Below are 25,809 nucleotides of genomic sequence, written 5' to 3' on the forward strand. Positions count from 1 at the left end.
TGGTCATGCCGCAGTTCGAGTCGGTGCCGGTAGGAAGTCCGCGCCCGGGACGAACGGCATGGCGGCCGGACCCAACTTGAAGTAGTGGGCCACGGCAGCAAGGGTTCGTTCAGTGGCTTTGCCATCGCCATATGGATTAATCGCGGTGGCCATCTCCATGTAAGCATCCGGATCGTCAAGGAGACGTTCGACTTCGTGGACTATCTGGCCCCGGTTTCGGCTGACCAGGCGCGAACTTCCGGTCAGGAGCGATTCGCTGCGCTCGGTGATTTCACGCAACACCAGGGTCGGCTTGCCCAAGGCAGGGCCCTCCTCTTCGGCACCTGAGCTGTCCGAAAGGATGAGGTCACTGCGCTGCAGGAGTCTGCAGAAGCTCAGGTACGGGAGCGGGTCCACCATATCCACGTTGGGAATGCCGGCCAGGACCGGAACCATGACTTCGCGCACTTTCGGGTTCAGATGGAGCGGGACCACGATGCGCACATCCTCGCGGCGCCGGGCAATGTCCGCCAAGGCAGCGGCGATCTCCCGCATGGGGCGGCCGTGGCTTTCACGCCGGTGCGTGGTGGACAGGATGACCTTCCGCGGATCCTCATCGAGATCCGCCAACGACGGTTCCCCGTAGCCGCGAAGGTTGTTCATCCCCCATTGACCCAGCCAAGGCCCCTGGCGATTTCTTCTGCGTTCGGGATCGTCTCCATGGAAAGTACCGCGAGCAGCGCTCCCGTAATGGTGCCGCCGTAAAGGACAGTGGAGCTGAAGGCCGGCAATGCCGATGACTGTCCGTGACCGACCAACGCGTCGCTACCTGCCAGGTTCACTACGACGACTGGTCCTGCAACCTCGTATTGCTGCACATCCCGCAACACGAGGGCATGAGCCAGTTCGCTGCTGAAGGACAGTTCTTCCAATAAGACAGTTTCCACAATTACCCCCAAGGTTCATCACTCAATCTCCGTGCGCTTACGGATCGGCACAAAGAAGTGGGACGGTGCGAAACCTTCGCGAGGCCACAACACTGTCCCACTGGAGTAAGTATTGGCAGTGACAGGCACCGTTATCCACCCCCTGTCAGTGATAGGCAAAGCAGGGACAGGCGCCGATCGGTGCTGGCCGGGAGGATGAAGGCATGACTTCAGATACTTCTGCTCGGCCGGGGGCCGCGTACCTCCGCGAAAAACGGCCCGTTGTCCCTTGGACGGACACGTTTGTGCAGGGTGCGGACGGGACGGGCATCCGGGTGCGCGTTTATGAACCCGTGGCCCGCCCGCCCGTAACATTGGTGTGGGCGCACGGCGGCAGCTGGACCAGAGGTTCGATCGAAGGCTGGCATGAAGCGTGTGCTGCATTGGCCTCCCTCGGTACTGCCCGGATCCTCAGCGTGGGCTACCGGCTCGCGCCCCAGTGGCTGCACCCGACCGCCGTCATGGACATCGCTGCAGCAACCCTTTGGGCCCAAAAGAACTACTCTCACCCGGTCTTCATCGGCGGTGACAGCGCCGGTGGAACCCTGGCCGCCGGTGTTTCCCTCTGGTTCCGGGACAACGGGCTCGACCTGGACGGGCAAATCCTTGCCTACCCTCCGCTGGATCCCGAATGCACCGCAGACTCCTACCGCGAATCCAAGTCCTTCCCGCCCCGTTCACTGCTACTCGATGCGTGGGGCGAGTACGCCGGCTCAGACAAGGAGCTTCGCGGACGGCTGTACCTTTCACCACTGCATGCTGGCAAACTCTCCGGGCTCTGTCCCGTCTCGCTCATTGTTGGCTCCACTGACCCGGTGCGCGACGACGTCGAGCAGTTCGGGAAGCGTCTGGCAGCATCTTCGGTTCCTGTCGACCTGCAGGTAAGCCCCTCTGTCGCCCACGGACACTTTCTGGACAGCTCGCCGACGAACCCGGTCCACCGCTGGATCCACACCCGCTTGGGCAATCCGAACCAACCACTCGCTATGACAGATGGAGAAACGAAATGAGCACGACAACCAGCCAGGACGCTGCCTACACCAAGGCGTTGCTGCGGCACTTCGCCGACCTGCGCGACGGTACGCACGGAGAAGCCGTGAGCCGACAGGACAAAGAAGCCCTGTTCCGTACCGCAGTTGACCTGTTGGACCCGCACGCGCGCAAAGCCCTCACCGAAGTCAACGACGTACTCATGCTGGGCCAAGGAACTGTGGAATCATCCGGGGTTGGCCGCTCGCCTGACACCGGCCTGATCTGCTCCTGGACGCTCGGGTGGGCCGAGCAGCGCGCTGCAGGCATCCCTCCCATCACCATTCATGCCTACTACGGGCGTGGTTTCCACCACCCACACCTTCGTGGCGGGACGGTCAAGGAATGGCCGCTGAACGTTTTCACCCCCGAACAAGCAGCCGAGGAGTTGCCCATCCTTCGAGCCATCGCTTCAGCCGAGATCCACAACCTCGTGTTCCTGGCCGACTTCACCATCGTTCCCTCATCCAAGCCCGGCACCACCACCTCGACGCGATGAGGCTCTCAGTCCTTGACCAGTCCCCGATCGCTGCGGGCAAAAGTAAAGCCGAGGCCTTGCGCGAAACCATCGCTCTGGCCCGCGCGGCCGAGGAAGACGGCTACCACCGTTTCTGGCTCGCCGAACACCACGACTCCCCCGGGTTCGCCGGCACTACCCCGTCGTTGATGGCACTGGCCGTTTTGGAGGTAACCACCCGAATCACCGTCGGCTCAGGTGGGGTCTTGCTGGGCCTGCATGAGCCCTGGCAGGTTGCCGAAGCCTTCGAGATCCTTGCGGCCCTCCATCCCGGCCGGGTGAACCTCGGCGTCGGCCGGGCAGGCAGTGGCGGAACCGGCACTTTCAATGAAAAGATCATCGACCTGCACGCCCGGCTCGGCCTGATGCCCGGATCGAAAGGACGGGACGACCTGGATATGTGGTTGCTGGGAGCCGGTACCGGTTCAGCACCTTTGGCCGCCGCCACCGGCTCGGGCTATGCCCACGCCCACTTCCTCAACACCGAAAGCGCCAGGACCGCACTCGCCCACTACCAGGAGAATTTTCAGCCCGGTGCGGTGCGGCGCAAACCCGAATCCCTACTCGCTATTCGCGTCATTGCCGCCGCCACCGACGCTGAAGCACAAGACCTCGCCAACCCGGTCCGGCTCTGGAGGGCGAGAAAAGACCTGGGCCGGGACGAGCCCTTCCCGGTCAACACCAACATTGCGAATTGGTCCCCCGAGGAAATCCGGCGCAGTGAAAACAACGAAACCCGTCTGATGGTGGGGGCCCCGGACACCGTCGCACTCCAGCTCGCAGCCTTGGCTGATGATCTGGGTATCGATGAACTGATGATCAGTACCCCAGCGCCCCGGCTGGAGGACCGCATCAAGTCCAACCGGCTCCTCGCCCGCGCCGTGGCCCGGCTGTCACCGACCGACGGGAGCGCTTCCGGCGGAGTGGAAGGGGCAGGAAGTGCATCTCCTCGTTTCAGCCATTCATGATGGTGCCAGGCACAACCCCGGCAAAGCTGCCCTGCGGTGGAAATGCAACGACTTCCCGTACGCGGCAGTGGACGGACAGATCAACACCCGCGCCCTGGCGATGCAGCTCAAAGGCGTACGGGCTGGAGAACTCGTAGCCTACGAAGCCACTCCGGGCCCGGAAACCGTCGCCATAATGGCAGCTCTCTGGACGCTTGGGGCCTCAGTATTTCCCATCCAGTCAGCCTCTGAGGGGCCTTTACCTGCCCACGCGATCTCGTCGGGCGTCACCGGCTTCATGCACCCCGAAGGAGATTACGTCAAATCCGCCGCGTCCGGACGGGAACCACCCTTCCCTCCTTCTTTGTGGCTACACGACGGCGTTGGTGCCCGGGCTACAGTCATGGGGCACCATCACTTCAGCGACGTGTTGGAAGGGGCTGAAAAGAGGTTCAGCCTCTCCTCGCGCACCGTTCTTGGACTAACAGACATAACGCAGCCCGGCTCGATGCTTGACCTGTGGGCGGTCCTGGCCGCCGGCGGAACAGTAGACCTCCTCAACGATCACGAAACACTGCCCCGCGATTGTCTGCTGCAGCACCTCGGCGAGACCGAAGCGGATCTGCTCATCGCTCACCCGTCTCTTCCTGAACGGCTAAGCGAATCCCCCTGTGCCGTGTTCGCACAGTTCCGCGACGTCATCGTCATCGATACCTTCGACCACCAATCCCGTACCACACTTGCGAACGCCTTCCCGTGCGCCATCTTCCACCGCTGGGACCCCTCAACCGTTGTTGAGGACATGTCCGATCACTCGCCGGCGGACTTCGTCGACGGTACCAACCACAACTTTAAGGACCCTCATGCGTAAAGCAGTCATCCCTGCAGCCGGCCTCGGAACACGCTTCCTTCCAGCAACCAAAGCCATGCCGAAAGAAATGCTCCCGGTCGTGGACAAACCCGCCATCCAATACGTCGTAGAAGAAGCCGTCAGGGCAGGACTGACCGACGTCGTCATGATCACCGGCCGTAACAAACGGGCACTGGAAGATCACTTCGACCGTGAGCCCTTCCTTGAACAAACCCTCGAAGCCAAGGGAGATCGTGCAAAGCTTGCCGCCGTCCAAGAATCCTCGTCACTGGCAGACCTGCACTACCTACGCCAAGGCGACCCGAAAGGCCTCGGGCATGCCGTCCTGCGGGCCCGGGCTCACGTCGGCAATGAACCTTTCGCAGTACTCCTCGGGGATGACCTCATCGACGAGCAAGACAGCATCCTCGATGACATGGCACGAGTCCAGGAACTCACCGGAGGCTCCGTGGTGGCATTGATGGAGGTCGATCCGGAACAGATCAGCGCCTACGGGTGCGCCGATGTTTCCTCCACCGAGGTCGACGGGTCTCTAAGGATCCGTGGCCTCGTTGAAAAACCCGACCCTATCCGAGCCCCCTCGAATCTTGCCATCATCGGCCGATACGTCCTGCACCCCCGCATCTTCGAGGTCCTCGAGCAAACCCTGCCCGGGCGTGGAGGGGAAATTCAGCTAACGGACGCCCTGCAGACCCTGGCAGTCTCCGAAGGTGAGGGCTCCGGCGTGTACGGCGTGATCTTCAGAGGCCGCCGCTTCGACACCGGCGACAAACTGAGCTACCTCAAAGCTGTCATGACGGTCGCTTTGGAACGCGAGGACACAGGCCCCGGGCTCCGGGATTGGCTCGAACAGGTCATGGCACCAGTGTCCTGAGTCGTCCCCGCAACTCCTGTCCCGGGGCCGGCTTCAAATTGGACAGCCCAATCGGACCTCAGGAACCAGGTCCTGCAGCAGGTGCCACCGACCGATCGATAGCGCGGCGTGCTCTTGAGGAAAGAGATTTCCCCAGAATGGCATCTCAGATAGAAGCACACCCCAACCTGACGTCAGCTAACCCCTGAGAACCCGTCAGGTTAGGGCCAGAAAGCCAATTCCCGGACACGGGTCCCAGACAGTCTTAGACCCAAACCTGACACTTCCCCGCCGGCCCACCCGAAGCGCCCACGCGAAGCGCATTCACCCGCGCACCACCCCCGCCGCCACCTGACCAGCCACATTGAACGCCCGGTTCCGCCCCGCCGCCTTGGCCTGGTAGAGGGCCTCGTCCGCCGTCTGGATCAAGTCCTCCAGCGACGGCCCGGAACAGGGGGTCGACGCGATGCCGTAGCTGACCGTAGGAAAGCTCAGTCCGTCCGGCGCCGGAGCAGCGGCCAGGCGGCGGCTGATTTCCGCGGTGATGGCTCCCGCCGCAATCTCGTCGGCACCCGGCAGCAGGACCACGAATTCTTCGCCGCCGTATCTGGCCACCAGATCCGTCCGGCGCACTGACCCTTCGCAGGCCGCGGCAAACGCCCGGATTGCGGCGTCACCGGCGGTATGGCCGTGCGTGTCATTGATGGTCTTGAAGTGGTCGAGGTCGGCCAGAACGACGGCGGCCACCGCACCTGTCCGCTGCGCGGCAGCAAGCTCGCGTCCTGCCAACTCCATGAACGCCTCTCGGTTCAGGAGCCCGGTCATACCGTCCCGGCTGGCCCGTTCGTTGAGTGCGGTGATGAGTTGGTCGTTGCTGAGCACGGTCATGCTGAAGGAGACCAACACCAGCAACATGAGCAGCAGCATGCACGTGATGGCCGGGCTGAAGAACGAGCTGAGTATTTCGCTGGTGGCCCCATCCACCAGGTACACCACGGCCCGGCATCCGAAATAGCCCACCAGGATGGCTGCGACAACCAACAACGGCCGGTGCGCCTGCGACGCCGGAGATTTCAGCATCGCCAGTTCCCGGACGGCCAGGGCCATCCCCACTGCCATCGAAACGAAGTAGACCAGGCCGCCGGGCCAGACTCCGTCCGTGCTTGTTTCCAGGAACGAAGCAAAGGCCGTGGCCCCTGGCGCGACAAAGAAGGGCCATAACGGAGCCCTCAACCCCCGAAGGGAACGGAACCCTGCCCACACACCGAAAGCGCCCGCTACCAACAGCGCATTTCCGAAAGGATTCGCCGCCCAGGTCCAGTCAGTGCCTTTCAACCAGTAGGCGGCGTTGCCCACCAGCCAGCAGCCCAGCGCAACGCACCAGCAGGCGCTGTACAGGGATCGGGTCCGCCGATAGGACCCCAAAAACAGTACGCACAACGTCAACGTCACGATTGCCAACGCCAACTTCAAACTCACCAGATCCAGCATCAACGCCCCCATCCAACGGACCAGCTTAAAGCCTTCCCTCGGATGGGCCGAACATGACGCGGCGGGCTGCGTGCAGCAGGCCTCAGCGAGCGCCCGCAGTCACCTTCTCAACCACGTTTTCTGTCGCCGCCCAGGACGCCAGGAGCTTCAACGCCTCTTCGCTGGAACTTCCGGGAACGGCTGGGTACACGGTGACGTGCAGGCCTGTGTCTTCGTCGAGCTCCAGCTGTTGGTAGGTGAGCTCCAAAGCCCCCACCACCGAATGATGGAAATTCTTCATGCCCGAGCGGTGCCGCCGAACGTTGTGCGCTGCCCAGAGCGTACGGAACTCGTCGCTCCGCATGGACAGCTCACCCACCAATTCGGCAATGCCCTTGTCGTGCGGGAAACGTCCGGCCTGGCGGCGCAGGATCTCCACGTTGGTGTTCTTGGCCCGTTCCCAATCGGGGTAGAAGTCCTGTCCGCGCGGATCCAGGAAAATGAACCGGGAGTGGTTCGCCGGCCCGGCCGTGCTGCGGAAGAGATCGTAATACATGGCGTAGCCCAGGGCATTCGCCGCCACCACGTCCATCCGGTTGTTCGCGATGAGGGCCGGTGCACCGGTGATGGCGTCCAGGAAGTACTGCAACGCGGGGTCCAGGGTGGGGCCCGCCTTCTTGGCCTTGGTCCGGTTGCCTCGGTTGGCTGTGCGGGCAAGATCGTACAGGTGGTCCTGTTCGGCACGGTCCAACTGGAGCGCCCCGGCGATTGCGTCCAGCACGCTGTCAGATACTCCGGACAGGTTTCCCCGCTCCAAGCGTGTGTAGTAGTCCACGCTCACTCCGGCCACGCGTGCCACCTCGTCGCGGCGCAGGCCGGAAACACGGCGACGGGCACCGAACGACTCGATGCCTGCCTGCTCAGGGGTGATTCGTGCGCGGCGGGACATCAGGAATTCCCGCACCTCCGATCGATTGTCCATGGTCAACACGTTACGACCCCGCGCGTTTGTTGTGAGAGGTTCTGCTGGAACCCGTATAGACCGGGCCTCCCACCAGGCGTTCCGCTCGTGATCGGATAACTCCCAGTTGTTCGTTAGGGAGGCCAATCCATGCCAGAGACTGTTGCTGCCACGCACCGCGAGGTCGACGCCCATCCCGTTGCCCACTGGGCCGGGGTGTACGCCATGTCCTTCGGGGCCTTTGCCCTGGTGGCGTCCGAGTTCATGCCCGTCAGCCTGCTCACCCCCATGGCCCAGGACCTTCAGGTCTCGGAAGGCTTGGTGGGCCAGGGCATCGCAATATCGGGACTGTTCGCCGTCCTCACCAGCTTGTCCATTTCCACGCTGACCGGAACCATGAACCGGCGGACGTTGCTGCTCGCTTTGACCGCGTTGATGGGTGTTTCAGGGGCCCTGATCGCCCTGGCGCCGGGATACCTGCCGTTCATGGTGGGTCGCGCCTTCATCGGCGTCGTGATCGGCGGCTTTTGGTCCATGTCCGCGGCCACCGCCATCCGTCTGGTTCCCGCACCCCGGGTTCCCCGTGCCCTGGCCATCGTCAACGGCGGCAACGCTTTGGCCACCGTGCTGGCGGCACCGCTGGGCAGTTACCTTGGCTCACTGATCGGCTGGCGCGGCGCCTTTTTCTGCCTGGTTCCGGTGTCCGTCGTGTGCCTGGCGTGGCTCTGGTTTTCGCTGCCGTCCTTAGCGGCACCGTCGGCGACCAGTCCGACGGCGGCAACAGGCCCGACGTCGGACCCTGGGTTTTCGTCGCGGGCACCAAAGGTGCGCAGCATCTTCGCCATCTTCACCGCGTTCCGCCAGCCCGCCGTTGCCTGGGGAATGGCCGCCTGCGGCGCCTTCTTCATGGGTCAGTTCATCCTTTTCACCTACGTCCGGCCCTTCCTGGAAACCGTGACAGGGGCGGACGTGACATCCGTATCGCTGGTCCTCCTCGTCCTTGGGGTGTCCGGCTTCGCAGGCACCGCGCTCATTGGCCGTTTCCTGGGTGCCTGGCTGTACCGGACCCTTATGGTGATTCCGGCCGTCATGGCACTCATTGCGGCGGCCCTGATCCCGTTCGGTGCGGTGTTCGCCGTCGTCGTGGTTCTCTTAGGCGTGTGGGGGCTGCTCGGAACGTCGGCGCCCGTGGGTTGGTGGAGTTGGGTGGCGCAAGCCATGCCCCACAACGCAGAGCAGGGCGGCGGGCTCATGGTGGCCGTGGTGCAGACGTGCATCGCGCTCGGGTCCACGCTCGGCGGTGTTTTGTTTGACTCGTTCGGCTTTGAAAGCACGTTCCTGGCCAGCGCCGGTGTGCTGGTGCTGGCCGGGTTCCTTGCCTGGCAAACCAAGCGCGTGACCACCGGACCGTAGTTGGCCTTTGCCGGCAGTTGTTGTAAATTTGCGGGACGAACGTAGGCAGACGCAATCCGTTCGGTGGGCCTGCTCGCAGCGGTCAAGGCATCGCGAACCCCACCGATCTCGATGCAGCCGGCACCACCTGATGGGTTATCGGGCAGGTAGTCGGCGGCATATTGCGAAAGGCTCACCGCATGTCTGCAATTCCCTCGTCGGTCCCTGAACGTCTTGAGGACGAACTCCGCAAGCGACTGGCTTCCCTGGATCTGGAAGCCAAAGTCAGGTTGCTGTCCGGCAAGGACCACTGGAGCACGTACGCCGAGGAATCGATCGGGCTCCGCTCCCTGATCCTGTCCGATGGAACCGTCGGAATCCGGGGCGTCCGGTGGACCGAGGCCGGGACCTCCATCAACATCCCCTCAGCAACGGCCATTGCCGCCAGTTTCGATCCCGAACTTGCCCGTTCCATGGGATCCGTCATCGGTGCTGAGGCCCGGCGAAAAGGTGTGGACGTTGTCCTGGGGCCGGTAGTCAATCTGCAGCGCACACCCTACGGCGGCCGCCACTTCGAAGCCTTCAGCGAGGACCCCCAGCTCACGGCCAGCATGGGGGCGGCCATGGTGGCAGGCATCCAGGCTGAGGGGGCAGCCACCACGGCCAAGCACTTCATAGCCAACGAGGCCGAAACCGACCGCATGAACTCCAACTCCGTCGTCTCCGAACAGGTGCTTCGCGAGGCGTATCTGAGGACCTTCGAAGCGATTGTGGAGGCCGGCGGCCTGGGCGTCATGTCCTCCTACAACAAGGTGAACGGAACACCGGCCATCCAGTCGGAGCTGATCACTGCGGTCCTGGAACGGGAGTGGGGCTTCGACGGCCTGGTGGTCTCGGATTGGGGAGCAATCCGGAACGTGGATGCCGCATCCAGCGCGCGCGGCGGCACCGACCTGGCCATGCCCGGCCCCAGGACGGCGTGGGCCGATGGTCTTCTGGATGCTGTCCGTGAAGGGCGCGTCCCGGAACGGATCGTCGACGGCAAAGTGCTCCGTCTCCTGCGGCTGGCCGCGCGGGTGGGCGGGCTCCGGGGCATCGCTCCCCTGGTGAACCGCGAAACCCTGCCCACTCCTCCGCTCGCGGAAGCACGCGGCGTTGGCCGGAAGCTGCGGGATGCCGGGAGCAAGGGCATGGTCCTCCTGCGGAATGAGGGAGGAGTCCTGCCGTTGCCGCCGAGTGTAGGAAAGATCGCCGTGATCGGCCCCGGCGCCGTGACACCACGAACCAACGGCGGAGGAAGCGCGGCTGTGGTTGCGCCCGCCGCAGTCCCGCCGCTGGAAGCATTGAAAGCCGCTCTCCCAAACACGGAAATCCGGTACGCCGAAGGGGTTCGTCCTTACACACTCGTGAAAACGCTCTCAGCCGCGAACGGCAGCGCACCCGGTGGCCCTGGAGTTGTTCTGATCGATTTCCTCGACGCTGAAAGTGCGGTCCTGGGAAGCGAACGCCGTCACCGCTGCGACACCCTGACGTATGGCATGGGCTATCCGGAGGGTGTCCCCGAAGCTGCCGTCACGGCCATCCGCGCCAGTACCCGCCTCAGCGTGGACGCAGCGGGCGATTACGTGTTCGCGGCGGCCGGATCCGGCTACGCCCATGTGACCGTTGACGGAGTCACGCGCTTGGACGACGAATTGGTCCCCATCAATTCCGACGCCGTGGTGGGAATGTCCCTGCCGCCCCAGGGCCTTATCCAGCTTTCGATGACCCCGGAACGACCGCTGGATATCGTCTTCACGTACACGCCGGCACAGAAGACCGTGGCTTCCCTCCGGCTGGGCTTCGAAACGGCAGCCCCGGATCCCGATGCGCTGATCAGGGAGGCCGTTGAGGTTGCCCGCGACGCTGACGTGGCCTTGGTTTTCGTCGGCACCAGCTCCGAAGACGAAGCTGAAGGTTTCGATCGGTCCACCCTTGCACTGCCTGGTCGGCAAGACGACCTCGTGGCCGCCGTTGCCGCCGTCGCCCCTCAGACAGTGGTGGTGGTCAGTTCCGGCGCGCCGGTCCTCCTGCCGTGGCGGACGCACGTGGATGCGGTGCTCCTTTCATGGTTCGGTGGCCAGGAGATGGGGTGGGCGTTGGCCGACGTCCTCACTGGTGCAGCCGAGCCCGGGGGCAGGTTGCCGGTCACTTTCCCGGCCGATGAACAGAACCTGCCGTCACCGCGGCCTCACGATGGCGACGTTGTCTACGGCGAAGGGCTGGACATCGGTTACCGTGCCCACGCCCGAGTTGGAACCGCGCCGGCGTATCCGTTTGGCCACGGCCTGGGTTACAGCGCCTGGGACCTTTCGGCGATGTCCATAGAGAAGCACGCCGTGGGGGTGGACGTGGCAGTAACGCTGGGCAACGTTGGCGGCCGGGAATCCCGCCAGGTTGTCCAGGTGTACGTCTCGCGGGAGACGACCGGCGTCGTCCGGCCTGCCCTCTGGTTCGCAGGTGCGGCAGTCTCCGAGCAGGGGCCTGGAGCGGAGGAGACCGTGACCGTGCCTGTTCCGCGCCGCCTGTTCGAGCACTGGGACGAGGACTCCGGATCGTGGCGCCTTGAGCCCGGTACGTTCCGGATACATGCCGGACCGTCCAGTGCTGACCTGCCGTTGGCGATGGACGTGGCGTTGTAAGACTGGCCGGCTTTGGGTTCGGCTGGGCTGCTGCGCCTAGGCTGTGGTTTGGAAGGTGCGATTCACTCCACAACATCAAACGACGGAGGAAAACCATGACCGAAGCAAACACCACCGCACTCGCGCAACAGCTGAAGGCCCTGCACGAGGCACCCGAAATCCTGAGTGTCGTCAATGTGTGGGACGCCGTCAGCGCCACCACGGTTGCAGCCCTGCCCGAAACCAAGGCAATCGCTACGGCTGGCCACTCCATCGCAGCGGCCTACGGTTACGCCGACGGAACCATGCCCCTGGACGTGGCGCTCAGCGGAGTGGAGCGGATCGTCAAGGCAGTGGACCTTCCGGTCACGGCAGACCTCGACGACGGCTACGAAGACCCTGCCGAAACCATCCGCCGGGCGATCGGCATCGGAGTCGTGGGAGCCAACGTCGAGGACCGCTTGCGGCCTTTCGACGAGGCAGTAGCCCGCGTGCAGGCCATCATCAAGGCCGCCGAAGACGAAGGCATCGCCTTCCAGCTGAACGCCCGCACCGACGCGATCGCCAAGGGTGGCGACCGCCCGATCCAGGAGAGCATCGAAGACGCCATTGCGCGTGGCCGCGCCTTCCTCGACGCCGGCGCTTCGCTGGTTTTCGTGCCTGGCGCGCTGACTCGCGAGGTCATCGAGCCGTTGGTTACCGGCCTCGGACACGGCAAGCTCTCGGTCATCGGCGCCCCCGGAGCCCTGCCCGCAGCCGAGCTCCAGGAACTCGGCGTGGCCCGGGTTTCCTATGGTCCGTTCACGCAGCGGGTTGCCCTCCGTGCCTTGCAGGACCTGGCCTCCGACCTCTACGGCTCCGGCGTCATCCCCACGGACACTCCTGCGCTGAACTAACTTCCAGCCCTGAGGTGGTCCCGTCGCTGTCACAGTGGCGGGACCATTTTCATGAGCCGGACCTATTCATGAGCCGGATCGCGTATCGAACGCCGCCGCCGATTCCCTCAGAAGCCGGGCGAGCGTGTCGACGGGCAAGCTCGTGGGCCTTCGCCGCTCAAACCGCCGCAAGGCGATATGTCTGGTCCCCAGGCCGGGAACATCCAGGACATCCACCTGGTCCTGGATCACGCCGGTCAGCGCGAGCGTAGGCACAATGGCCACACCTTCTCCGGCTGCGACCAAGGCGAGCGCCGTCAGCGTATCTGCGTATTGGTGGACCGTCTCTATGCGGACGCCTGTTGAATGACGCAGCCGGCCGAGCACCGCGATGTTCGCCGCAGACGGCTCGACTCCCAGCCAGGGCAACGGCAACCGGCTAAGGTCGATGCTTTCCGTGGCCAGCAACGACCCTGCCGGAACCACCAGTTTCCAGGGTTCGTCAAGCAGGGGTTCCTCCACCATTCCCGATGCCAGCGGCTGCTGCTCTGCCGCCGTCGAGTCCTTTTCCACCACCACGGCGTCGAGTTGGCGTTGCCGGAACAACCGCATCAAGGGCGGGAAGCTGTCCTCGACGATTTCGATCTTCAACTGCGGGTACATGCTGCGCCATTCGGGGATCCGCGGTATCACTACTGTCCGCATGAAGCTGGTGAAGCCACCCAGCCGGACAACACCGGCCACCTGGGCCTCGCCTTCCATACGGGTCCGGGCAACATTCAACGCCCTTTCAATCTCTTCGCCGGCTTCGGCCATGGCGAGACCCGCGGGCGTGAGCACTGATCCTTTCGGCGTCCGTACCAGGAGAGCTTGGCCTGCTTCGCTCTCGAGTTTGCTCAGCTGCTGGGACACGGCCGAGGGCGTAATCCGCAGTTCGTCGGCCGCCGCGAGGACCCCTCCTGTGCGGGCGACGGCAAGCAAAACGAGGATTCGGCGCGGGTCCATTTCCATGTTAAGAGATCCTACATACCGGCTTCAGATAAATGCAATTGAACTAAACAAATATCTCCAGCAAGATCTATCTCAGGGCCACTTCTGCGGGCCCACACCACACCAAAAATCCGCTTGCCGCTCGGCTGGCGCCAACTCGTGAAAGGACTGAAATGGAAATGCTGTGGGAAGTTGTTGGATGGACCGGTGCGGCGGCGATGCTTGGCGCTTTCATGTCAGTTTCCATGGGTTGGCTGAAGCCGGGAATCAGCTTCCAGGCCGTGAACCTGTTCGGCGCCTGCGCGTTCATTCTTAACGGCTTGCTTCATGGCGCGTGGCCCTCAGTTGTCACCAACATTGCCTGGTTCCTGATCTCCAGCATCGCGATTCTCCGCATGCGCGCCAAGCAGCGGGCGGTGGCGGAAACCGTCGCGCCCACCGCGGAGGTCAGGGAATTCACGACGACGGACACCGGCACCCATGTGGTGGTCCCGGTGGCCAAGTGCGCGTAGGCGGCTCACGCCCGGCGGTTTGTTGGCTTAAGGACCAAGACAAGGCAGAGTGCCCCCATCCTTTGGATGGGGGCACTCTGCCTTGTCTTGGTCCTGGCGCGAGGCGCTGCCAGCGAATGGAGCGTGAAGCTATCCGCGCACAGTGACAGAGAATTTCCACACGACTTTCCCGGTATCGGTCATGATGAAGCACTGACTCGCACGGGTCCAGGAGGAGTTCATCGTCAGGCGCTTCGTGTTACACGCGGACTGGGTGCTGAAATCTGTCGGATAAAGGTAGGAGTAGCCCGCAGCCTCCGCTGGCGCCGCAACCGCGAGGCCTCCGACGGCAACCGCGATAGCTGCAGTAATACTGGCAATGGTGTTTCTACGCTTCATAGTCTCTCCCCAAATAGGCCTGAACGAATAGGGCCAAACTACCAGCGCGGACTTGGCGCCGCGATGGGCAGGAGTGCCCACTACCGGGCACAAGTTGGTCGGCTACAGGAAACGCATGCCCGAGTGTCACTCACCGCGTGCCCCGCGCCCATGTCTGTGTATCGGTCCGGCTTTGTGCAGGAGGGCTTATGGTCGGCCTCATTTCAGTCATCTGAAGCCACAATGACGTGAAGCGTGCGGAGGATCCGATCAATGACGATGAACTCGTGGAAGCCCAGGTTTCCGGTGACGAAGCCGTAGTCATGTTCGCATTCCCGTGGGGGATTGCGTAGCTTCAGCACAGTGCCCGAGCCCATCAGGGTGTAGATGGTTTCCAGCCTTTGAATAACTTCGTGGGGCTGGGAGTATTCCGGGTCCGTCCATTCTTGGTCATTGGCCCAGATGGCGATCTCGGCCTTCGCCGCTTCGGCCGTCCATGGCTCGAACAGACCCGGATGAATGGCATCAATCATCCACCGACCATGAATTCCCCATGCTCGGACTTCCGTCGCCGAGGGAAAGGGGGAGGCATAGTCGTGCTGGTACCCGGGGCTCTTGATCAGGCTCTCGAGAATAGATTGGTCGTCCTGATCCGGGTCGATGAGGAAACGCGTCAACTGGACCCACATAAAGGTGCCGGAATCAAGGTGAACAACTTCATCTCCGACGAGAGGCAATGTCATGGCTCAAATCTATTTAGGTTCCGACCACTGGACTATGCCGGCGCGCACAAGCGGGCGTTGTCCTATTCAGCAGACGTGAGCACGCCACCGCCCTTTTGCTGGCGAAAGCTGCCGAGTGCTCGGGGTTCCGCATGTCTGCCCTCGCTGCTACTTTGTGACCATCTTGTCGCCAGAGAGGAACGGGTCATGAAGCTTACCGTCAGCCTGCAGGTCACCCTCGACTGTGTCGCCCAAGCCAACGGCGGCAACAATGAGGAAATGGATCCCGGATTCACTCGCGGCGGCTGGGCAATTCCCCTCAACGATGCTGAAGCCGTTCAGTACATCCTCGACACCTGGAGGCGCCCGGACGCGTTCCTCCTCGGACGGAAGACCTACGGACTGTTCGAAACGTACTGGGGTGCGCGCAACGACGACGGCGGCTTTGGTGAGGCAATCAGCTCAAAGCCCAAATACGTCGTCTCGACCACTCTGGCTGAACCAAGCTGGGAGCAGACGACTGTGATCCCCGACGACCTTCCCAGCCGGTTGAAAGAACTCAAGGCCCGGCCCGGCGGCGAGCTTCTCGTGGTTGGCAGCGTCTCGCTCGCACGATGGCTGCTCGAGAACGAACTGGTCGACGAACTGAATCTGGTCCAGTTTCCCGTTATCGTCGGCGAAGGCGAACGCGTCTTCCCCCACAGCGGGCTCGATTTCAGGCTCCAACTGACGGACTCTCGCGTTTTTGGGAGCGGAATCGTGGGACTCACCTACCGGGTGGGCGGACGCCCCGAGTACGCCTGACGCATGCGCCTGCCTTGTCGTGCACCGACGGTGCGTCATCTGCTTCATCAGGATCAACAATCAAGCGCCCCTGGGTGCGATCTCTTGCGTGCCGAGGAACAAGCGCCCAGGTCGGCTACGGACCGCCCATGAGATCGCAACCGAACGCACCCTCGCTCGTTCGCACGACGATAAACACCCTGGCACTCGACGACGGCTCCTGCGCGAAGATCACTCCACCTCTGGCTGTCAGGCCCTGCAAAGACAACAATCCGATGTCGTACTTCGTGGGCCTCGGATCAGGACCGCAGTTGTACTCCCTCCCGGCAAATTGAACTTTCGATGGCACCTCTTTCGGCGCGAATACCCAGTCCGAAGTCTCTTGGTGGACGCTCCAAAGCCGGATGGCGGCAAAAGCTCCCACCAAAAGGACCACGGCGACGATCACCACGAGAGCGACGCGCGTTCGCCGGATCAAGGTAACCACGGTTCTAATGGTGCCAGTTGTTGCAACGCAGTTGGCACGAGGGGTTCCGCCCTCCACAGCCACCGGCCGCGCGAACGGCGGCTCATCACAAAAGGTAACCTCCCGCCGTCGTGATCTAAACGGGCGCCTATTCTGGGCAGTAGCCGCCGCCCCACCGTGAAGGAACCCGCATGCCCAACCCCGACCGCCCGCTCCGCAAGCTTGGCTTCCTCACCATCGGCCTGTTCGATCCCGCGGATCCGGCGGCGGGGCACCGGTCCACGCTGGAGATCATCGAACTCGGCGAGAAACTCGGCTTCGACAGTGCCTGGCTCCGCCACCGTCACCTGCAGTTTGGGATCTCTTCCCCGATCGCCGTGATGGCCGCCGCAAGCCAGCGTACGTCGAGGATCGAACTCGGGACGGCTGTCACGCCGCTCGGCTGGGAGAACCCGCTGCGCCTGGCCGAGGATCTTGCCACAGTTGATGTTCTCTCCGGTGGACGAATCAACCCGGGGCTGAGTGTCGGTGAACCCATGAATTACGACACCGTGAAGCACGAGTTGTACCCGGATTCTGCCGACGCTGAGGACTTCAGCTACGCCCGCGTGGAACGCCTCGCCCGGCTGGTAGCGGGCGAAAAGGTGCGCGAGTTCTCCGGCAAGCAGGGTGTGGTGGAGGAGTTCTCCAACCGCGTGGAACCACACTCCCCCGGCCTCCGGGATCGCCTTTGGTATGGCGCCGCCAGCCTCAAGTCGGCCGTCTGGGCGGGGACGAACGGCTTCAACCTGCTCTCCAGCAGTGTCATTTTTCCGGAGGAAGGCCAGGACCCGGACTTCGCCCAGATCCAGCAAAGCCAGATCATGGCTTTCCGCGAGGCGGCACCGGCCGGGCAAGCGGCGAGGGTTTCGCAGGGCCTGGTGGTGATCCCCACCGATTCCGCGTCTAACGCACAGCGGGAAAAGTACCAGCGCTACGTCGACGAACGCACGCCCCGCACCAAGACTCCACAAGGCCCCAAGCGGGTGATGTTCGCCCAAGACCTCATCGGCACCAGCGATCAGATTGCCGAGCAACTGTACGCGCACAAGGGGTTCCAGGAAGTGGACGAGGTGGCGTTCGCTCTTCCGTTCAGCTTCGAGCACGGTGACTACGTGCAGATTCTCACGGATATCGCTGAGAAGCTGGGCCCGGCGCTGGGTTGGTCAGCGCACAGGGAATAGTCAGTCCACGAACTCCGACTGCGTCTCGATGAAGTCCCAGTCTGCCTCGGTCAGCCCACCGCTGAGGTCGTCCTGATGCGGTCCGCCGGCCTCCGCGATGTGCTGCAGGACCTGGAGCGGCAGTTCCTCGGAGCGCAGGTTTTCGCGCAGCCATTCCTTGCTGTCCAGATGAAGATCGAGCCACCACATGAAGATTTCCATCGCACGCCGCCTTCCTTCGGATGAGAGGCCCCGAGGCCACGGATTAACCGTAGGCCGAGGCAGATTCCCCTTCAAGAGCAGAGAGAACAACCCCTTGTAAGGGACCCGGAACAAGGGCCAATCTGTACGTAAGAACCACAGAGGGATCCCGCGATGGACTGTGACATCGAGCTGGAGATCGTTACCGGCTCTGCACGCGGAGAATATACGGTGCACGTGGTCCGTGCGCCGGCGGGAGGACACGCGTCCGGCACCTTCACCCTGGACGTGGACAGCATCCAGGACCGGCTCCCGCAGCTCGAAGCCACCGTCCTTGCCTCGGCCGTCGCGGCCAGGCGAACCCTCCCGGTGGCTGAGGTCGCCGTCCGCGAGGTGGGCCAGGAACTCTTCCAGGCACTCTTCACCCGCGAGGTCTACGGCACCTATCGGGCCAGCCTCGGCGCCGCGCAGCACGCTGGCCAACAGCTCCGCGTAGTGCTGAGGCTCTCGGCACCCGAGCTCGCGATGATGCCGTGGGAGACCCTCTTCGATCCCGAAACCGAGACCTACCTCTGCCAGACCGAGCCCCTGCTGCGGCACGTCCCCGCTCCCGACTACAACCTCAACCCTCTCGACGTCGCACCCCCGCTGCGGATCCTCGGCATCGTCGCCTCCCCACGCGACCTTCCGGCCCTGGACATCCAAACCGAGAAGGACCACCTGAGCCGGGCACTGGCAGGGCCCGTTGATGAAGGCCGCGTGGAGCTGGTCTGGTCGAAAACGGGCACGTGGGACGACGTCCAGTCGATGCTCCTCGCCGGTCCGTGGCACGTAGTCCATTTCGTGGGGCACGGCGACTACGACTCCCGCACCGACGAAGGCCGCATCGCCTTGGTAGGCCCCGACGGCCGGGCCGCCATGGTCCGCGCCGTCCGGCTCATGGCCCTCCTGAGCGTCGCCTCGCCCCGCCCACGGCTGGTGGTCCTCAACTCGTGCTCGTCTGGCGAAATGGGCCAAGCCGATCTCTTCTCCGGTACCGCATCGGCCCTGGTCAGGAGCGGGATCGGCGCGGTTGCCGCCATGCAGTTCGCCATCAGCGACGCCGCGGCCATCGCCTTCGCGCACGGCTTCTACGCAGCCATCGCCAACGGCCGTACCGTGGACGAGGCCGCGCGCGTCGGCCGCATCTCGGTCATGGCCAGCCCGGACGGCACCCTCGAATGGGTCACCCCCGCCCTCTACGTCCGGGGCGGGTCCACGCAACTGTTCACGCTGAAGGGCCCACCGCGCGCGGCGGTCAAGCAGGAGACCACGACGCCGGGACGCACCTTCAGCGGTTCGGGCACACCGCGCGATCAAAGCACGACGGCGGTTGTCGCCCAGGGCGGGCAAGCCGCCTATGCCGTGGGGCCGGCCAGCGACACAGGCACCGCCCGCGCGGCGCAAGGCAACGCGGAGCTGGCCATGAAGCGCGCGCAGCTCCGGGCACTCTATGTCCAGGCATCGGCCGAGCTGCGGGCGCGGCGGTATGAGCAGGCCATTGAGCTGTTCACCGACCTCCTGACGCTGGAGCCTGGATACCGGGACGCACCCATGCTTCGGAGCGCAGCCCAGGAGCGTTTGGACATGTCCCGCGCCTACCGTGACGCCGTTGCGGCCGAGGAAGCCGGCGACTGGTTGGCCGCGGCGGACGGTTTTGCCCGCGTGCAGGACGATCCCGCCTACCCTGACGCCACCGCCCGGAAGAAGGATTGCGAGCGACGCCAGCGCATCGCCGACCTGCAGGGTGAGCTCCGTTATCACTCGTCGTTGGGCTCGTGGGAAACAGTGCTGGACGTCTCGCGGGAACTGGCCACGCTTGACCCGGACCAGGCGGACCCCGATGGCCTGGCCTCGGCTGCCAGGGAAGAGATCGAGAAGGCGAAGCCACCCGAGCCCACACCGGTCGATCCCCCGCAGTCGGACCAAGCTGAGGAACACCACGGGTCCTACACGGCCTTCGACCCTCCGCCGGAACCCACCCGGCAGCCAGGCAGCGAACGACCAGCCGGAGAGCGCCGGGCCAGCGACGCAAGCGCCCAGAACGCCCCGGCTTCAGGCACAGTTCCCGGCGCGGAGCCAGCGCAGCCGCGCGTCACCAGCAGCCCCATCCCCCTCGTCGGCCAACGGACGCACCAAGCGGCCGAACAAACGCAGCCCCCAGCAGTCGAGCAGCCGCAGCGCCAACGCACCCAAGCCGGTCCAAACACGGCCCCAAGCAACCCGGCCACACCCACCAGCCGCCGCGAGCAACCAAGCCAGGCACCGCCGTCGTACGCTGCACCCAACGCAAGCAAAGCGCAAACCCAAGCCACGGCAGGCAACGCCAAACCGCCCGACTGGATCCCGCTGGCCTGGGGCGCGGCGTCGCTGCTGGTGGCTGGCGTCGTGGGGGCGGGTTATGCCATCAACTTCATCTGGATCGACGAAACCTACTCGTACGAAGCCGGCGGCGAAGGTTTACTGCGGGTGGTGTACGGACTGATCGCGCCGTTTGGGTACCTGATGCTCGCGGTGGCAGGCTTGCCCGACCGCTCCGTCCTGGGCCGTACGGTCATGGCTTGCCTGGTGGCGGCGCACGGAGTCTTTGGCTTGTCCGGCCTGAACTACACCGTGGAAGCCACCACCGTCATCGGAAGCCTCGCGGTGGCCGTGTTGGGACTCTGGGCAGGAGTCCTGGCGCTGCGTTCGCAACGGGATCGTGTCCTCGGCTGGCTGTTGCTGCTCGCTACCGTGTCCATTCCGCTCGTGTGGTTCCAGGACAAAGGGGTCTTCATGGAGGCGTGGTACCGGACGCACGCCTACTTTGTCCTCGTTCAACTGGTCATTCTGGCAACGGTGGGCATCGGATACCTGGTGACAGCACGCCGCCTGCGGGCAGCATCGTCGGAGAGGACAGCACCATGACGCGCTTGGTTGAGTTTGCAACGGACGACGGCGGCACCGTGGTTGTGGAGGTGGCGAGCTCGGCCGGGAGCCTGGTCACACGGGGTGGCGACCACTCCGCGGAGCATTCGGGGGTGTTCGCCAGGGCCCAACAGACGTTCCAACGCGCGCTGGAACACGTCCGGCCGGCGGTGCAGGGCGTGATCGATGAGTTGCTGAGCCTGGAGAACCGGCCCGACGAACTCAGCGTGGAATTCGGCATCGACCTGCATGCGGAAGCGGGTGCATTCATCGCCGCGGCCAGCACCGGATCCAACTTCACGGTGCGCCTCACGTGGAACAAGCCGAGTCCCTCAACCAACCCCACCTCATCCGCCTAGCCCCACCCAAGTAAGTCGCAGTAGTGCGCGTTTAGAGCCCTCAAAACGCGCTTAACTGCGACCCAGTTGGGGGACCAAACAGCCTGTTCAAGCCCCACGCCCGGCGCAACAATAAGGTATGGCTGCGGAAAATTTCAGCGGGCGCATTCCCTTGGTGGTCGGCGTTTTACCGGACCAGCATGTGGAGGTCCTGCAGACCGCCCGGAACCTCGCAGAACAACTCGGGGTGCCCTTGGTGTGCGCGTACGTGGACGAGGCCAGCTACCTCGTGGAGTGGGATCCCTCCCGCGAGACCCACCGGATGTCCCTGCATCCGGACAAGGACGACGAGGATGTGGCAGCCGTCCGGGACGATCTGGGGAAGGCCATCGCCGACGCCATGGACGGAGGTTCGGCCGATTGGACGTTGCGGTTGTTGGCGGGCGATCCTGCCCGGGCCCTTGGGCGGCTCGCCGAGGACATCAAGGCGTCGATGATCATCGTCGGCACGCCGGAACCCGGCCTGGGGCACCGGATTTCCGAGGCTTTGAACGGTTCGGTGGCGGCATGGCTGAGCCATCACCAACGTCGTCCGGTGCTGATTGTGCCGCAGAAAAAACGCCCGGTAAGCGCTTCGAAAAACTAAAGCGAAAGTACTAATTCGACACGGTGGCAATGGAGGCCAACGCGTCGTAGAGTATTTACTGCAGGTGAGCGAAAGCCCCTGCCTCAAAGGCTGCTCCGGAGTGCGTATCCCCCAATAACGCACTCCGGAGCTTTTGTTTAACCTCGCCTGGCACCCGCATTCTGCTCTGGCCTGTGCCGCTACGACCTTCTTTGACGCGAAAACGGCCCCGACACGCCCATAGACAGGCATGTCGGGGCCGTTTGGCAGTCAAAGTGGGTGGTGGCGGCACGCGCGGCGTCAAAAAGGTACGACGGCGGGAATCCACCTCGGGCGCGGCAGCCTCCCCACTTGGCAAAAGGGCACGACGGCGGTACTCACCTCAGCGGAGCAGCGTCACCTCACGAACGTGTACAGCAGGGCCGCCATTCCGAAGCCCACCAAGGACAGGACGGTCTCGAGCACGGTCCACGTCTTCAGGGTGTCCTTCACGGACATGTTGAAGTACTTGGAGATGATCCAGAAACCGCCGTCATTGACGTGGCTGGCAATGATCGAGCCGGAGGAAATGGCCACCACGATCAGAGCCAACTGCGGCTGGGAGTACCCGGTTGCCAGGCTCGGGGCGAGGATGCCACCCGTGGTCACGATCGCCACGGTGGCCGAGCCCTGCGCGATGCGCATGCCGGCACTGATCACGAACGCGGACAGGATGATCGGCAGGCCTGCCTGGGACAGCGAGTCAGCCACGGCCTTGCCAACACCGGTCGCTGACAGCACGGCGCCGAAAAACGCACCCGCACCGACGACCAGCAGGATCATGCCCACGGGACGCAGCGAGGAGCCGGTGATTTCGCTGAGCTCGGCTGCGGTCATGCCACGGCGGATACCCAGGAGCCACATGGCCAGGAGCACAGCGACCGTCAGCGCGATGGCCGGGTTGCCGAAGAACTGGAGGGCGTCGCGGAACGGGCCTGCGGGAGCAAAGATGTTGCCGAAAGTGCCACCGAGAATGAGGATCATCGGCAGGCCGATGGCCAGGAGTACCAGGCCGATGGACGGTTCGTGGCCCTTGGCTTCCTCGGCCTCGGCAACAATCCGGTCCTCGGGAACGTTGACCATGACCCGCTTGCCGATCCACGTGCCCCACAAAATACCGGAAGCGAACCAAGCAGGGATGCCGCAGATGAGGCCCATGAGGATGATCCAGCCGAGGTCCACGTGGAACAAACCGGCGGCAGCGACGGGTCCGGGGTGCGGGGGCAGGAAGGCGTGGGTCACGGACAGGCCGGCCAGCAGCGGAAGCGCGTACAGGGCCAGGGACTTGCCACCACGGATCGCAGCGACGTACACCAGCGGCGCCAGCACGAAGATGCCGATATCGAAGAACACCGGGATACCCAGCACGAAGCCGGTGATACCCATGGCAAGCGGCGTACCCTTCTCGCCGAAGATCTTCACCAGCCTGCTGAGCAGCACCTCTGCGCCGCCGGACCGTTCCAGGATCGCGCCGAGCACGGTACCAAGGCCGATGATCACGGTGATGTGGCCGAGGATGCCCGCGAAGCCCTTCTCAATGAGGGCGTCGCTGCTCTTGGTGGCCGATCCCACCAAGGCTTCCACCGAGATCCCGCCCACCAGGGCCACCAGCACGCCCGTTCCCACCAGGGCGATGAACGGTTCGAGCTTGACCTTGATGATCAGGAACAGCAGCAACGCGATGCCCGCGCCTGCCAGGAGGAGCAGGCCAACGGTATCGTGCCGCAGCCAGTCGAGGAATTCATTCATGGACGTTACTTTCTAGGTGGGTCCTACTTGAGGGTGCCGGTGAAGGCGGCGGCACGTGCCGCGATGTCTGCCCAGTCGCCGGCAGCAACTGCTGCGGGCGGGACCACGCTGGTGCCGCAGCAGACTGCGGCAGCACCGGCGTCGAGGTAGCTCTTGGCGTTGGAGGCGTCGATGCCTCCGGAAGGAAGCAGGCGGATGCCCGGGTAGGGCCCCTGCAGATCCTTCAAGTACGCCGGGCCGAGCTGCCGGGCGGGGAAAATCTTGACGGCGGCGGAGCCGAGGTCCAGCGCCTGCGCCACCTCTGTGGGGGTCATGGCGCCGAGGCTGAACGGGATTCCCGCCGCCGTGGCAACGGCAGCGACCTCGGGCCGGAGTCCGGGGGTCACCAGGAATTGCGCCCCGGCGTCGATGGCCGCACGGGCCTGGTCGCCTGTCATGACCGTACCGATTCCGACGGCGGCGCCGTGGTCCGCTGCGGTTTCGGCCGCGCGCTGGACGTGCTTGAGCGCGTCCGGCGTGGTGAAGGTCAGTTCGACGCTGCGGATGCCGCCCTGGGCCAATGCCCGGCACAGGTCCGCAGCGTCCGTGATGGAGGGTGCCCGGACCACCGCGAGGGTGCGGTCGACTTCGAGCTGCTGGACGAATTCTTCGGGGGTCATTGGCTTCTTTCCTGGTTGGTAGCGGCTTCCCTGGTGAGGCCGTCACCCTGCCTGCGGAGGGCGCGGCCGGCGCGCGCGCCGGTGGGTTTGCCGCCGTCGATCGCTGCCGTGCCGTTGACGAACACATACTCGATGCCGCTGGCGGCTTGGCGAGGATTCTCGAAAGTGGCGGTGTCGCGGATGGTTTCCGGATCGAAAAGTACGACGTCGGCGGCGAACCCTTCGCGGACCAGTCCCCTGTTGTGGAGCTTGAGTCGTGCGGCAGGCCGGCCACTGAGGTGGTGGACAGTCTCTTCGAGGCTGAGCAATCCGAGGTCCCGGGAGTAGTGGCCGAGGTAGCGCGGGAACGTACCCCACGCGCGCGGGTGCGGCTTGGCACCGACCAACAATCCATCGCTGCCGCCTGTATGCGTGCGGTGTTTCATGATGGCCTGCACGTTTTCCTCGTGGCCCACGTGCTGCAGGATGCCGGTGCCCAGGCGGTCCTCGGTGAGGATCCGGGCGAACACGTCGAACGGTTCTTCCCCGGTCTCCGCGGCGATGTCCTTGATGGTCTTGCCCACGTGGCCTGCGAGCGCAGGATTCTGGACACCGCTGATCTCCAGGGTGTCCCACTCTGCGACCACGCCGTGGCAGCCATCGGAACCGTAGATCTCCACGGCTTCGCGGATGCGTGCCCTGGTTTCGGGGTCGGCCAGGCGGCCCAGGGTGGCCTCCGTTCCGCCGGACGACGCCCAACTCGGCAGGATCGCACTCAGCGTGGTGGCACCCGGGAGGTAGGGGTAGGTGTCCAGGGTGATGTCCACGCCTTGCTCCAGCGCTTCATCGATGAGGTCCAGGAGTTCCCCTGCACGGCCCTTGTTTTCAGCGAAGTTCATGGTGGCGTGGGACAAGTGGAGGGCGCATCCCGTCTCACGGCTGAGCCCGATCATCTCTGCGTAGGCATCGAGTGCGCCCTTGCCGTAGGAACGGTGGTGCGGAGCGTAGAACCCGCCCAGTTCACCAACAACACGGCACAGGCCTGCGAGTTCTTCAGTCTGCGCGTACATTCCGGGCGTGTAGGTCAGGCCGGAGCTCATGCCCACGGCGCCTTCCTCCATCGCCGTGCGGATGACGTCCTGCATCTGCTGCTGCTGTTCCGGGGTGGGATCGCCCTCCGCGAAGCCCATCACCATGGCCCGGACGGTCCCCTGCGGGACGAGGTAGGCGGCGTTGGTGGCAATGCGCCCGGTGCTGCCGTCCGCGTTGGCTTCCGGCGCATCCAGCCGGTCCAGGTACTCGCCCACGGTCCGCCAATCCCAGTCGAAGTCCGCTGGGTTGTCGTTCCAGCCTGCGATCTTCTCCCGGACTCCAGCGAGTGTGGCGTCGTCAACGGGCGCGTAGGAGAGCCCGTCCTGGCCCAGCAATTCCGTCGTGACGCCTTGGCTGAGCTTGGCGTAGTGGTCGCGGTTGACCAGCAGTTGCAGGTCAGAGTGGGCGTGCATGTCGATGAACCCCGGGCTCAGGACCAGGCCCGCGGCATCGATGGTGCGGTCTGCGTCTGTTCCCGCTTTGGTGAGGCTGCCGGCGTCGGCGATCACGGCAATTACCGCACCGTCGAGCAGGACGTCCGCGGGGCGGCGGTCCGCTCCGGTTCCGTCCACCAAGGTGGCGTTGCTGATGAGGGTCTTCATGGTGGGT

General features: G+C 64.3%; 25 protein-coding genes. 14 read left to right on the plus strand and 11 right to left on the minus strand.

Annotated elements, in window-relative coordinates:
* Window positions 1-3: 3 nt before the first annotated feature.
* Both ACIQT2_RS14800 and ACIQT2_RS14805 read right to left on the minus strand, forming a co-directional pair.
* Window positions 4-642 (minus strand): UDP-N-acetylglucosamine 2-epimerase, encoded by a 639-nt coding sequence (locus tag ACIQT2_RS14800; protein ID WP_402947762.1) that lies wholly within the window; start codon window positions 640-642, stop codon window positions 4-6.
* The gene (locus tag ACIQT2_RS14805) at window positions 639-926 is read right to left on the minus strand and encodes a hypothetical protein (RefSeq protein ID WP_402947764.1); all 288 of its coding nucleotides are present in this window, start codon (window positions 924-926) and stop codon (window positions 639-641) included. The genes ACIQT2_RS14800 and ACIQT2_RS14805 overlap by 4 nt, the downstream gene beginning before the upstream one ends.
* A 203-nt stretch (window positions 927-1,129) precedes the next feature.
* On the opposite strand from ACIQT2_RS14805, the gene ACIQT2_RS14810 reads away from it, so the two are divergent.
* From ACIQT2_RS14810 to galU, 5 genes are read left to right on the plus strand one after another with little or no spacing between them, the layout of a single operon-like run.
* A complete protein-coding gene (locus ACIQT2_RS14810) occupies window positions 1,130-1,975 on the plus strand; it encodes an alpha/beta hydrolase (protein WP_402947766.1) in 846 nt (281 codons plus the stop codon).
* Window positions 1,972-2,493, plus strand: coding sequence for a hypothetical protein (locus tag ACIQT2_RS14815; protein ID WP_402947768.1), 522 nt, complete (start codon window positions 1,972-1,974; stop codon window positions 2,491-2,493). The genes ACIQT2_RS14810 and ACIQT2_RS14815 overlap by 4 nt, the downstream gene beginning before the upstream one ends.
* Entirely contained in the window at window positions 2,490-3,479 is a 990-nt protein-coding gene (locus tag ACIQT2_RS14820; RefSeq protein ID WP_402947770.1) for an MsnO8 family LLM class oxidoreductase, read from the plus strand. The genes ACIQT2_RS14815 and ACIQT2_RS14820 overlap by 4 nt, the downstream gene beginning before the upstream one ends.
* Window positions 3,451-4,329 (plus strand): hypothetical protein, encoded by an 879-nt coding sequence (locus ACIQT2_RS14825; protein ID WP_402947772.1) that lies wholly within the window; start codon window positions 3,451-3,453, stop codon window positions 4,327-4,329. Before ACIQT2_RS14820 ends, ACIQT2_RS14825 begins: the two co-directional genes overlap by 29 nt.
* The gene (gene galU / locus ACIQT2_RS14830) at window positions 4,322-5,203 is read left to right on the plus strand and encodes a UTP--glucose-1-phosphate uridylyltransferase GalU (protein ID WP_402947774.1); all 882 of its coding nucleotides are present in this window, start codon (window positions 4,322-4,324) and stop codon (window positions 5,201-5,203) included. The genes ACIQT2_RS14825 and galU overlap by 8 nt, the downstream gene beginning before the upstream one ends.
* 303 nt (window positions 5,204-5,506) lie before the next feature.
* On the opposite strand, the gene ACIQT2_RS14835 is transcribed toward galU, so the two are convergent.
* A complete protein-coding gene (locus ACIQT2_RS14835) occupies window positions 5,507-6,661 on the minus strand; it encodes a GGDEF domain-containing protein (protein ID WP_402947776.1) in 1,155 nt (384 codons plus the stop codon).
* Between the two features lie 94 nt (window positions 6,662-6,755).
* Complete coding sequence (locus tag ACIQT2_RS14840; RefSeq protein ID WP_402947778.1) at window positions 6,756-7,634, minus strand: helix-turn-helix transcriptional regulator; 879 nt, start codon at window positions 7,632-7,634, stop codon at window positions 6,756-6,758.
* 129 nt (window positions 7,635-7,763) lie between these two features.
* Here ACIQT2_RS14840 and ACIQT2_RS14845 point away from each other — a divergent pair, with 129 nt between their 5' ends.
* The 3 genes from ACIQT2_RS14845 to ACIQT2_RS14855 all read left to right on the plus strand — a co-directional run bounded on the left by ACIQT2_RS14845 (window position 7,764) and on the right by ACIQT2_RS14855 (window position 12,561).
* Window positions 7,764-9,026: an MFS transporter gene (locus ACIQT2_RS14845; protein ID WP_402947780.1), complete on the plus strand. Its 1,263-nt coding sequence runs from the start codon at window positions 7,764-7,766 to the stop codon at window positions 9,024-9,026.
* 179 nt (window positions 9,027-9,205) lie between these two features.
* Window positions 9,206-11,686, plus strand: coding sequence for a glycoside hydrolase family 3 C-terminal domain-containing protein (locus tag ACIQT2_RS14850; protein WP_402947782.1), 2,481 nt, complete (start codon window positions 9,206-9,208; stop codon window positions 11,684-11,686).
* Window positions 11,687-11,781: 95 nt separating this feature from the next.
* Window positions 11,782-12,561: an isocitrate lyase/phosphoenolpyruvate mutase family protein gene (locus ACIQT2_RS14855; protein ID WP_402947784.1), complete on the plus strand. Its 780-nt coding sequence runs from the start codon at window positions 11,782-11,784 to the stop codon at window positions 12,559-12,561.
* A gap of 66 nt (window positions 12,562-12,627) precedes the next feature.
* On the opposite strand, the gene ACIQT2_RS14860 is transcribed toward ACIQT2_RS14855, so the two are convergent.
* On the minus strand, window positions 12,628-13,551 hold the full coding sequence (locus ACIQT2_RS14860; RefSeq protein ID WP_402947787.1) for a LysR family transcriptional regulator: 924 nt from the start codon (window positions 13,549-13,551) through the stop codon (window positions 12,628-12,630).
* A 152-nt stretch (window positions 13,552-13,703) separates the two neighbouring features.
* Between ACIQT2_RS14860 and ACIQT2_RS14865 the strand changes: the two genes are divergently transcribed.
* Window positions 13,704-14,042, plus strand: coding sequence for a hypothetical protein (locus ACIQT2_RS14865; RefSeq protein ID WP_400332726.1), 339 nt, complete (start codon window positions 13,704-13,706; stop codon window positions 14,040-14,042).
* Between the two features lie 581 nt (window positions 14,043-14,623).
* Here ACIQT2_RS14865 and ACIQT2_RS14870 read toward each other — a convergent pair.
* On the minus strand, window positions 14,624-15,142 hold the full coding sequence (locus ACIQT2_RS14870; protein ID WP_402947790.1) for a hypothetical protein: 519 nt from the start codon (window positions 15,140-15,142) through the stop codon (window positions 14,624-14,626).
* A 186-nt stretch (window positions 15,143-15,328) separates the two neighbouring features.
* Between ACIQT2_RS14870 and ACIQT2_RS14875 the strand changes: the two genes are divergently transcribed.
* Complete coding sequence (locus tag ACIQT2_RS14875; RefSeq protein ID WP_402947793.1) at window positions 15,329-15,925, plus strand: dihydrofolate reductase family protein; 597 nt, start codon at window positions 15,329-15,331, stop codon at window positions 15,923-15,925.
* Window positions 15,926-16,040: 115 nt separating this feature from the next.
* Here the strand turns inward: ACIQT2_RS14875 and ACIQT2_RS14880 are convergent, their stop codons facing one another.
* Window positions 16,041-16,391, minus strand: coding sequence for a hypothetical protein (locus ACIQT2_RS14880; protein ID WP_402947795.1), 351 nt, complete (start codon window positions 16,389-16,391; stop codon window positions 16,041-16,043).
* Between the two features lie 170 nt (window positions 16,392-16,561).
* On the opposite strand from ACIQT2_RS14880, the gene ACIQT2_RS14885 reads away from it, so the two are divergent.
* Window positions 16,562-17,593 carry an LLM class flavin-dependent oxidoreductase gene (locus tag ACIQT2_RS14885; RefSeq protein WP_402947798.1) on the plus strand — a complete coding sequence of 344 codons (1,032 nt, stop codon included), beginning with the start codon at window positions 16,562-16,564 and terminating at the stop codon, window positions 17,591-17,593.
* On the opposite strand, the gene ACIQT2_RS14890 is transcribed toward ACIQT2_RS14885, so the two are convergent.
* Window positions 17,594-17,794 (minus strand): hypothetical protein, encoded by a 201-nt coding sequence (locus tag ACIQT2_RS14890; RefSeq protein ID WP_397325127.1) that lies wholly within the window; start codon window positions 17,792-17,794, stop codon window positions 17,594-17,596.
* Between the two features lie 153 nt (window positions 17,795-17,947).
* On the opposite strand from ACIQT2_RS14890, the gene ACIQT2_RS14895 reads away from it, so the two are divergent.
* The 3 genes from ACIQT2_RS14895 to ACIQT2_RS14905 all read left to right on the plus strand — a co-directional run bounded on the left by ACIQT2_RS14895 (window position 17,948) and on the right by ACIQT2_RS14905 (window position 21,703).
* Window positions 17,948-20,719, plus strand: coding sequence for a CHAT domain-containing protein (locus ACIQT2_RS14895; RefSeq protein WP_402947801.1), 2,772 nt, complete (start codon window positions 17,948-17,950; stop codon window positions 20,717-20,719).
* Window positions 20,716-21,078, plus strand: a complete 363-nt coding sequence (locus tag ACIQT2_RS14900; RefSeq protein ID WP_397325125.1) for a CU044_2847 family protein — start codon at window positions 20,716-20,718, stop codon at window positions 21,076-21,078. The genes ACIQT2_RS14895 and ACIQT2_RS14900 overlap by 4 nt, the downstream gene beginning before the upstream one ends.
* Window positions 21,079-21,196: 118 nt before the next feature.
* Window positions 21,197-21,703: a universal stress protein gene (locus tag ACIQT2_RS14905; protein ID WP_402947804.1), complete on the plus strand. Its 507-nt coding sequence runs from the start codon at window positions 21,197-21,199 to the stop codon at window positions 21,701-21,703.
* Between the two features lie 375 nt (window positions 21,704-22,078).
* Here the strand turns inward: ACIQT2_RS14905 and ACIQT2_RS14910 are convergent, their stop codons facing one another.
* From ACIQT2_RS14910 to ACIQT2_RS14920, 3 genes are read right to left on the minus strand one after another with little or no spacing between them, the layout of a single operon-like run.
* Window positions 22,079-23,470: a GntP family permease gene (locus tag ACIQT2_RS14910; protein WP_402947806.1), complete on the minus strand. Its 1,392-nt coding sequence runs from the start codon at window positions 23,468-23,470 to the stop codon at window positions 22,079-22,081.
* Window positions 23,471-23,493: 23 nt separating this feature from the next.
* Window positions 23,494-24,129, minus strand: coding sequence for a bifunctional 4-hydroxy-2-oxoglutarate aldolase/2-dehydro-3-deoxy-phosphogluconate aldolase (locus tag ACIQT2_RS14915; protein WP_402947809.1), 636 nt, complete (start codon window positions 24,127-24,129; stop codon window positions 23,494-23,496).
* Window positions 24,126-25,802, minus strand: a complete 1,677-nt coding sequence (locus ACIQT2_RS14920; protein ID WP_402947811.1) for an amidohydrolase family protein — start codon at window positions 25,800-25,802, stop codon at window positions 24,126-24,128. Before ACIQT2_RS14920 ends, ACIQT2_RS14915 begins: the two co-directional genes overlap by 4 nt.
* Window positions 25,803-25,809 lie beyond the last annotated feature (7 nt).

Origin of the sequence: Paenarthrobacter sp. NPDC090522, assembly GCF_044769225.1 — a bacterium.
Lineage (GTDB): Bacteria > Actinomycetota > Actinomycetes > Actinomycetales > Micrococcaceae > Arthrobacter.

Excerpts from the sequence above, each read along its gene's own strand:
- ACIQT2_RS14800 (WP_402947762.1), bottom strand. The coding sequence starts at position 642 with ATGAACAACCTTCGCGGCTACGGGGAACCGTCGTTGGCGGATCTCGAT.
- ACIQT2_RS14810 (WP_402947766.1), top strand. The coding sequence starts at position 1,130 with ATGACTTCAGATACTTCTGCTCGGCCGGGGGCCGCGTACCTCCGCGAA.
- ACIQT2_RS14815 (WP_402947768.1), top strand. The coding sequence starts at position 1,972 with ATGAGCACGACAACCAGCCAGGACGCTGCCTACACCAAGGCGTTGCTG.
- ACIQT2_RS14820 (WP_402947770.1), top strand. The coding sequence starts at position 2,490 with ATGAGGCTCTCAGTCCTTGACCAGTCCCCGATCGCTGCGGGCAAAAGT.
- galU (WP_402947774.1), top strand. The coding sequence starts at position 4,322 with ATGCGTAAAGCAGTCATCCCTGCAGCCGGCCTCGGAACACGCTTCCTT.
- ACIQT2_RS14840 (WP_402947778.1), bottom strand. The coding sequence starts at position 7,634 with ATGGACAATCGATCGGAGGTGCGGGAATTCCTGATGTCCCGCCGCGCA.
- ACIQT2_RS14845 (WP_402947780.1), top strand. The coding sequence starts at position 7,764 with ATGCCAGAGACTGTTGCTGCCACGCACCGCGAGGTCGACGCCCATCCC.
- ACIQT2_RS14850 (WP_402947782.1), top strand. The coding sequence starts at position 9,206 with ATGTCTGCAATTCCCTCGTCGGTCCCTGAACGTCTTGAGGACGAACTC.
- ACIQT2_RS14855 (WP_402947784.1), top strand. The coding sequence starts at position 11,782 with ATGACCGAAGCAAACACCACCGCACTCGCGCAACAGCTGAAGGCCCTG.
- ACIQT2_RS14860 (WP_402947787.1), bottom strand. The coding sequence starts at position 13,551 with ATGGAAATGGACCCGCGCCGAATCCTCGTTTTGCTTGCCGTCGCCCGC.
- ACIQT2_RS14865 (WP_400332726.1), top strand. The coding sequence starts at position 13,704 with ATGGAAATGCTGTGGGAAGTTGTTGGATGGACCGGTGCGGCGGCGATG.
- ACIQT2_RS14870 (WP_402947790.1), bottom strand. The coding sequence starts at position 15,142 with ATGACATTGCCTCTCGTCGGAGATGAAGTTGTTCACCTTGATTCCGGC.
- ACIQT2_RS14875 (WP_402947793.1), top strand. The coding sequence starts at position 15,329 with ATGAAGCTTACCGTCAGCCTGCAGGTCACCCTCGACTGTGTCGCCCAA.
- ACIQT2_RS14885 (WP_402947798.1), top strand. The coding sequence starts at position 16,562 with ATGCCCAACCCCGACCGCCCGCTCCGCAAGCTTGGCTTCCTCACCATC.
- ACIQT2_RS14890 (WP_397325127.1), bottom strand. The coding sequence starts at position 17,794 with ATGGAAATCTTCATGTGGTGGCTCGATCTTCATCTGGACAGCAAGGAA.
- ACIQT2_RS14895 (WP_402947801.1), top strand. The coding sequence starts at position 17,948 with ATGGACTGTGACATCGAGCTGGAGATCGTTACCGGCTCTGCACGCGGA.
- ACIQT2_RS14900 (WP_397325125.1), top strand. The coding sequence starts at position 20,716 with ATGACGCGCTTGGTTGAGTTTGCAACGGACGACGGCGGCACCGTGGTT.
- ACIQT2_RS14905 (WP_402947804.1), top strand. The coding sequence starts at position 21,197 with ATGGCTGCGGAAAATTTCAGCGGGCGCATTCCCTTGGTGGTCGGCGTT.
- ACIQT2_RS14910 (WP_402947806.1), bottom strand. The coding sequence starts at position 23,470 with ATGAATGAATTCCTCGACTGGCTGCGGCACGATACCGTTGGCCTGCTC.
- ACIQT2_RS14915 (WP_402947809.1), bottom strand. The coding sequence starts at position 24,129 with ATGACCCCCGAAGAATTCGTCCAGCAGCTCGAAGTCGACCGCACCCTC.
- ACIQT2_RS14920 (WP_402947811.1), bottom strand. The coding sequence starts at position 25,802 with ATGAAGACCCTCATCAGCAACGCCACCTTGGTGGACGGAACCGGAGCG.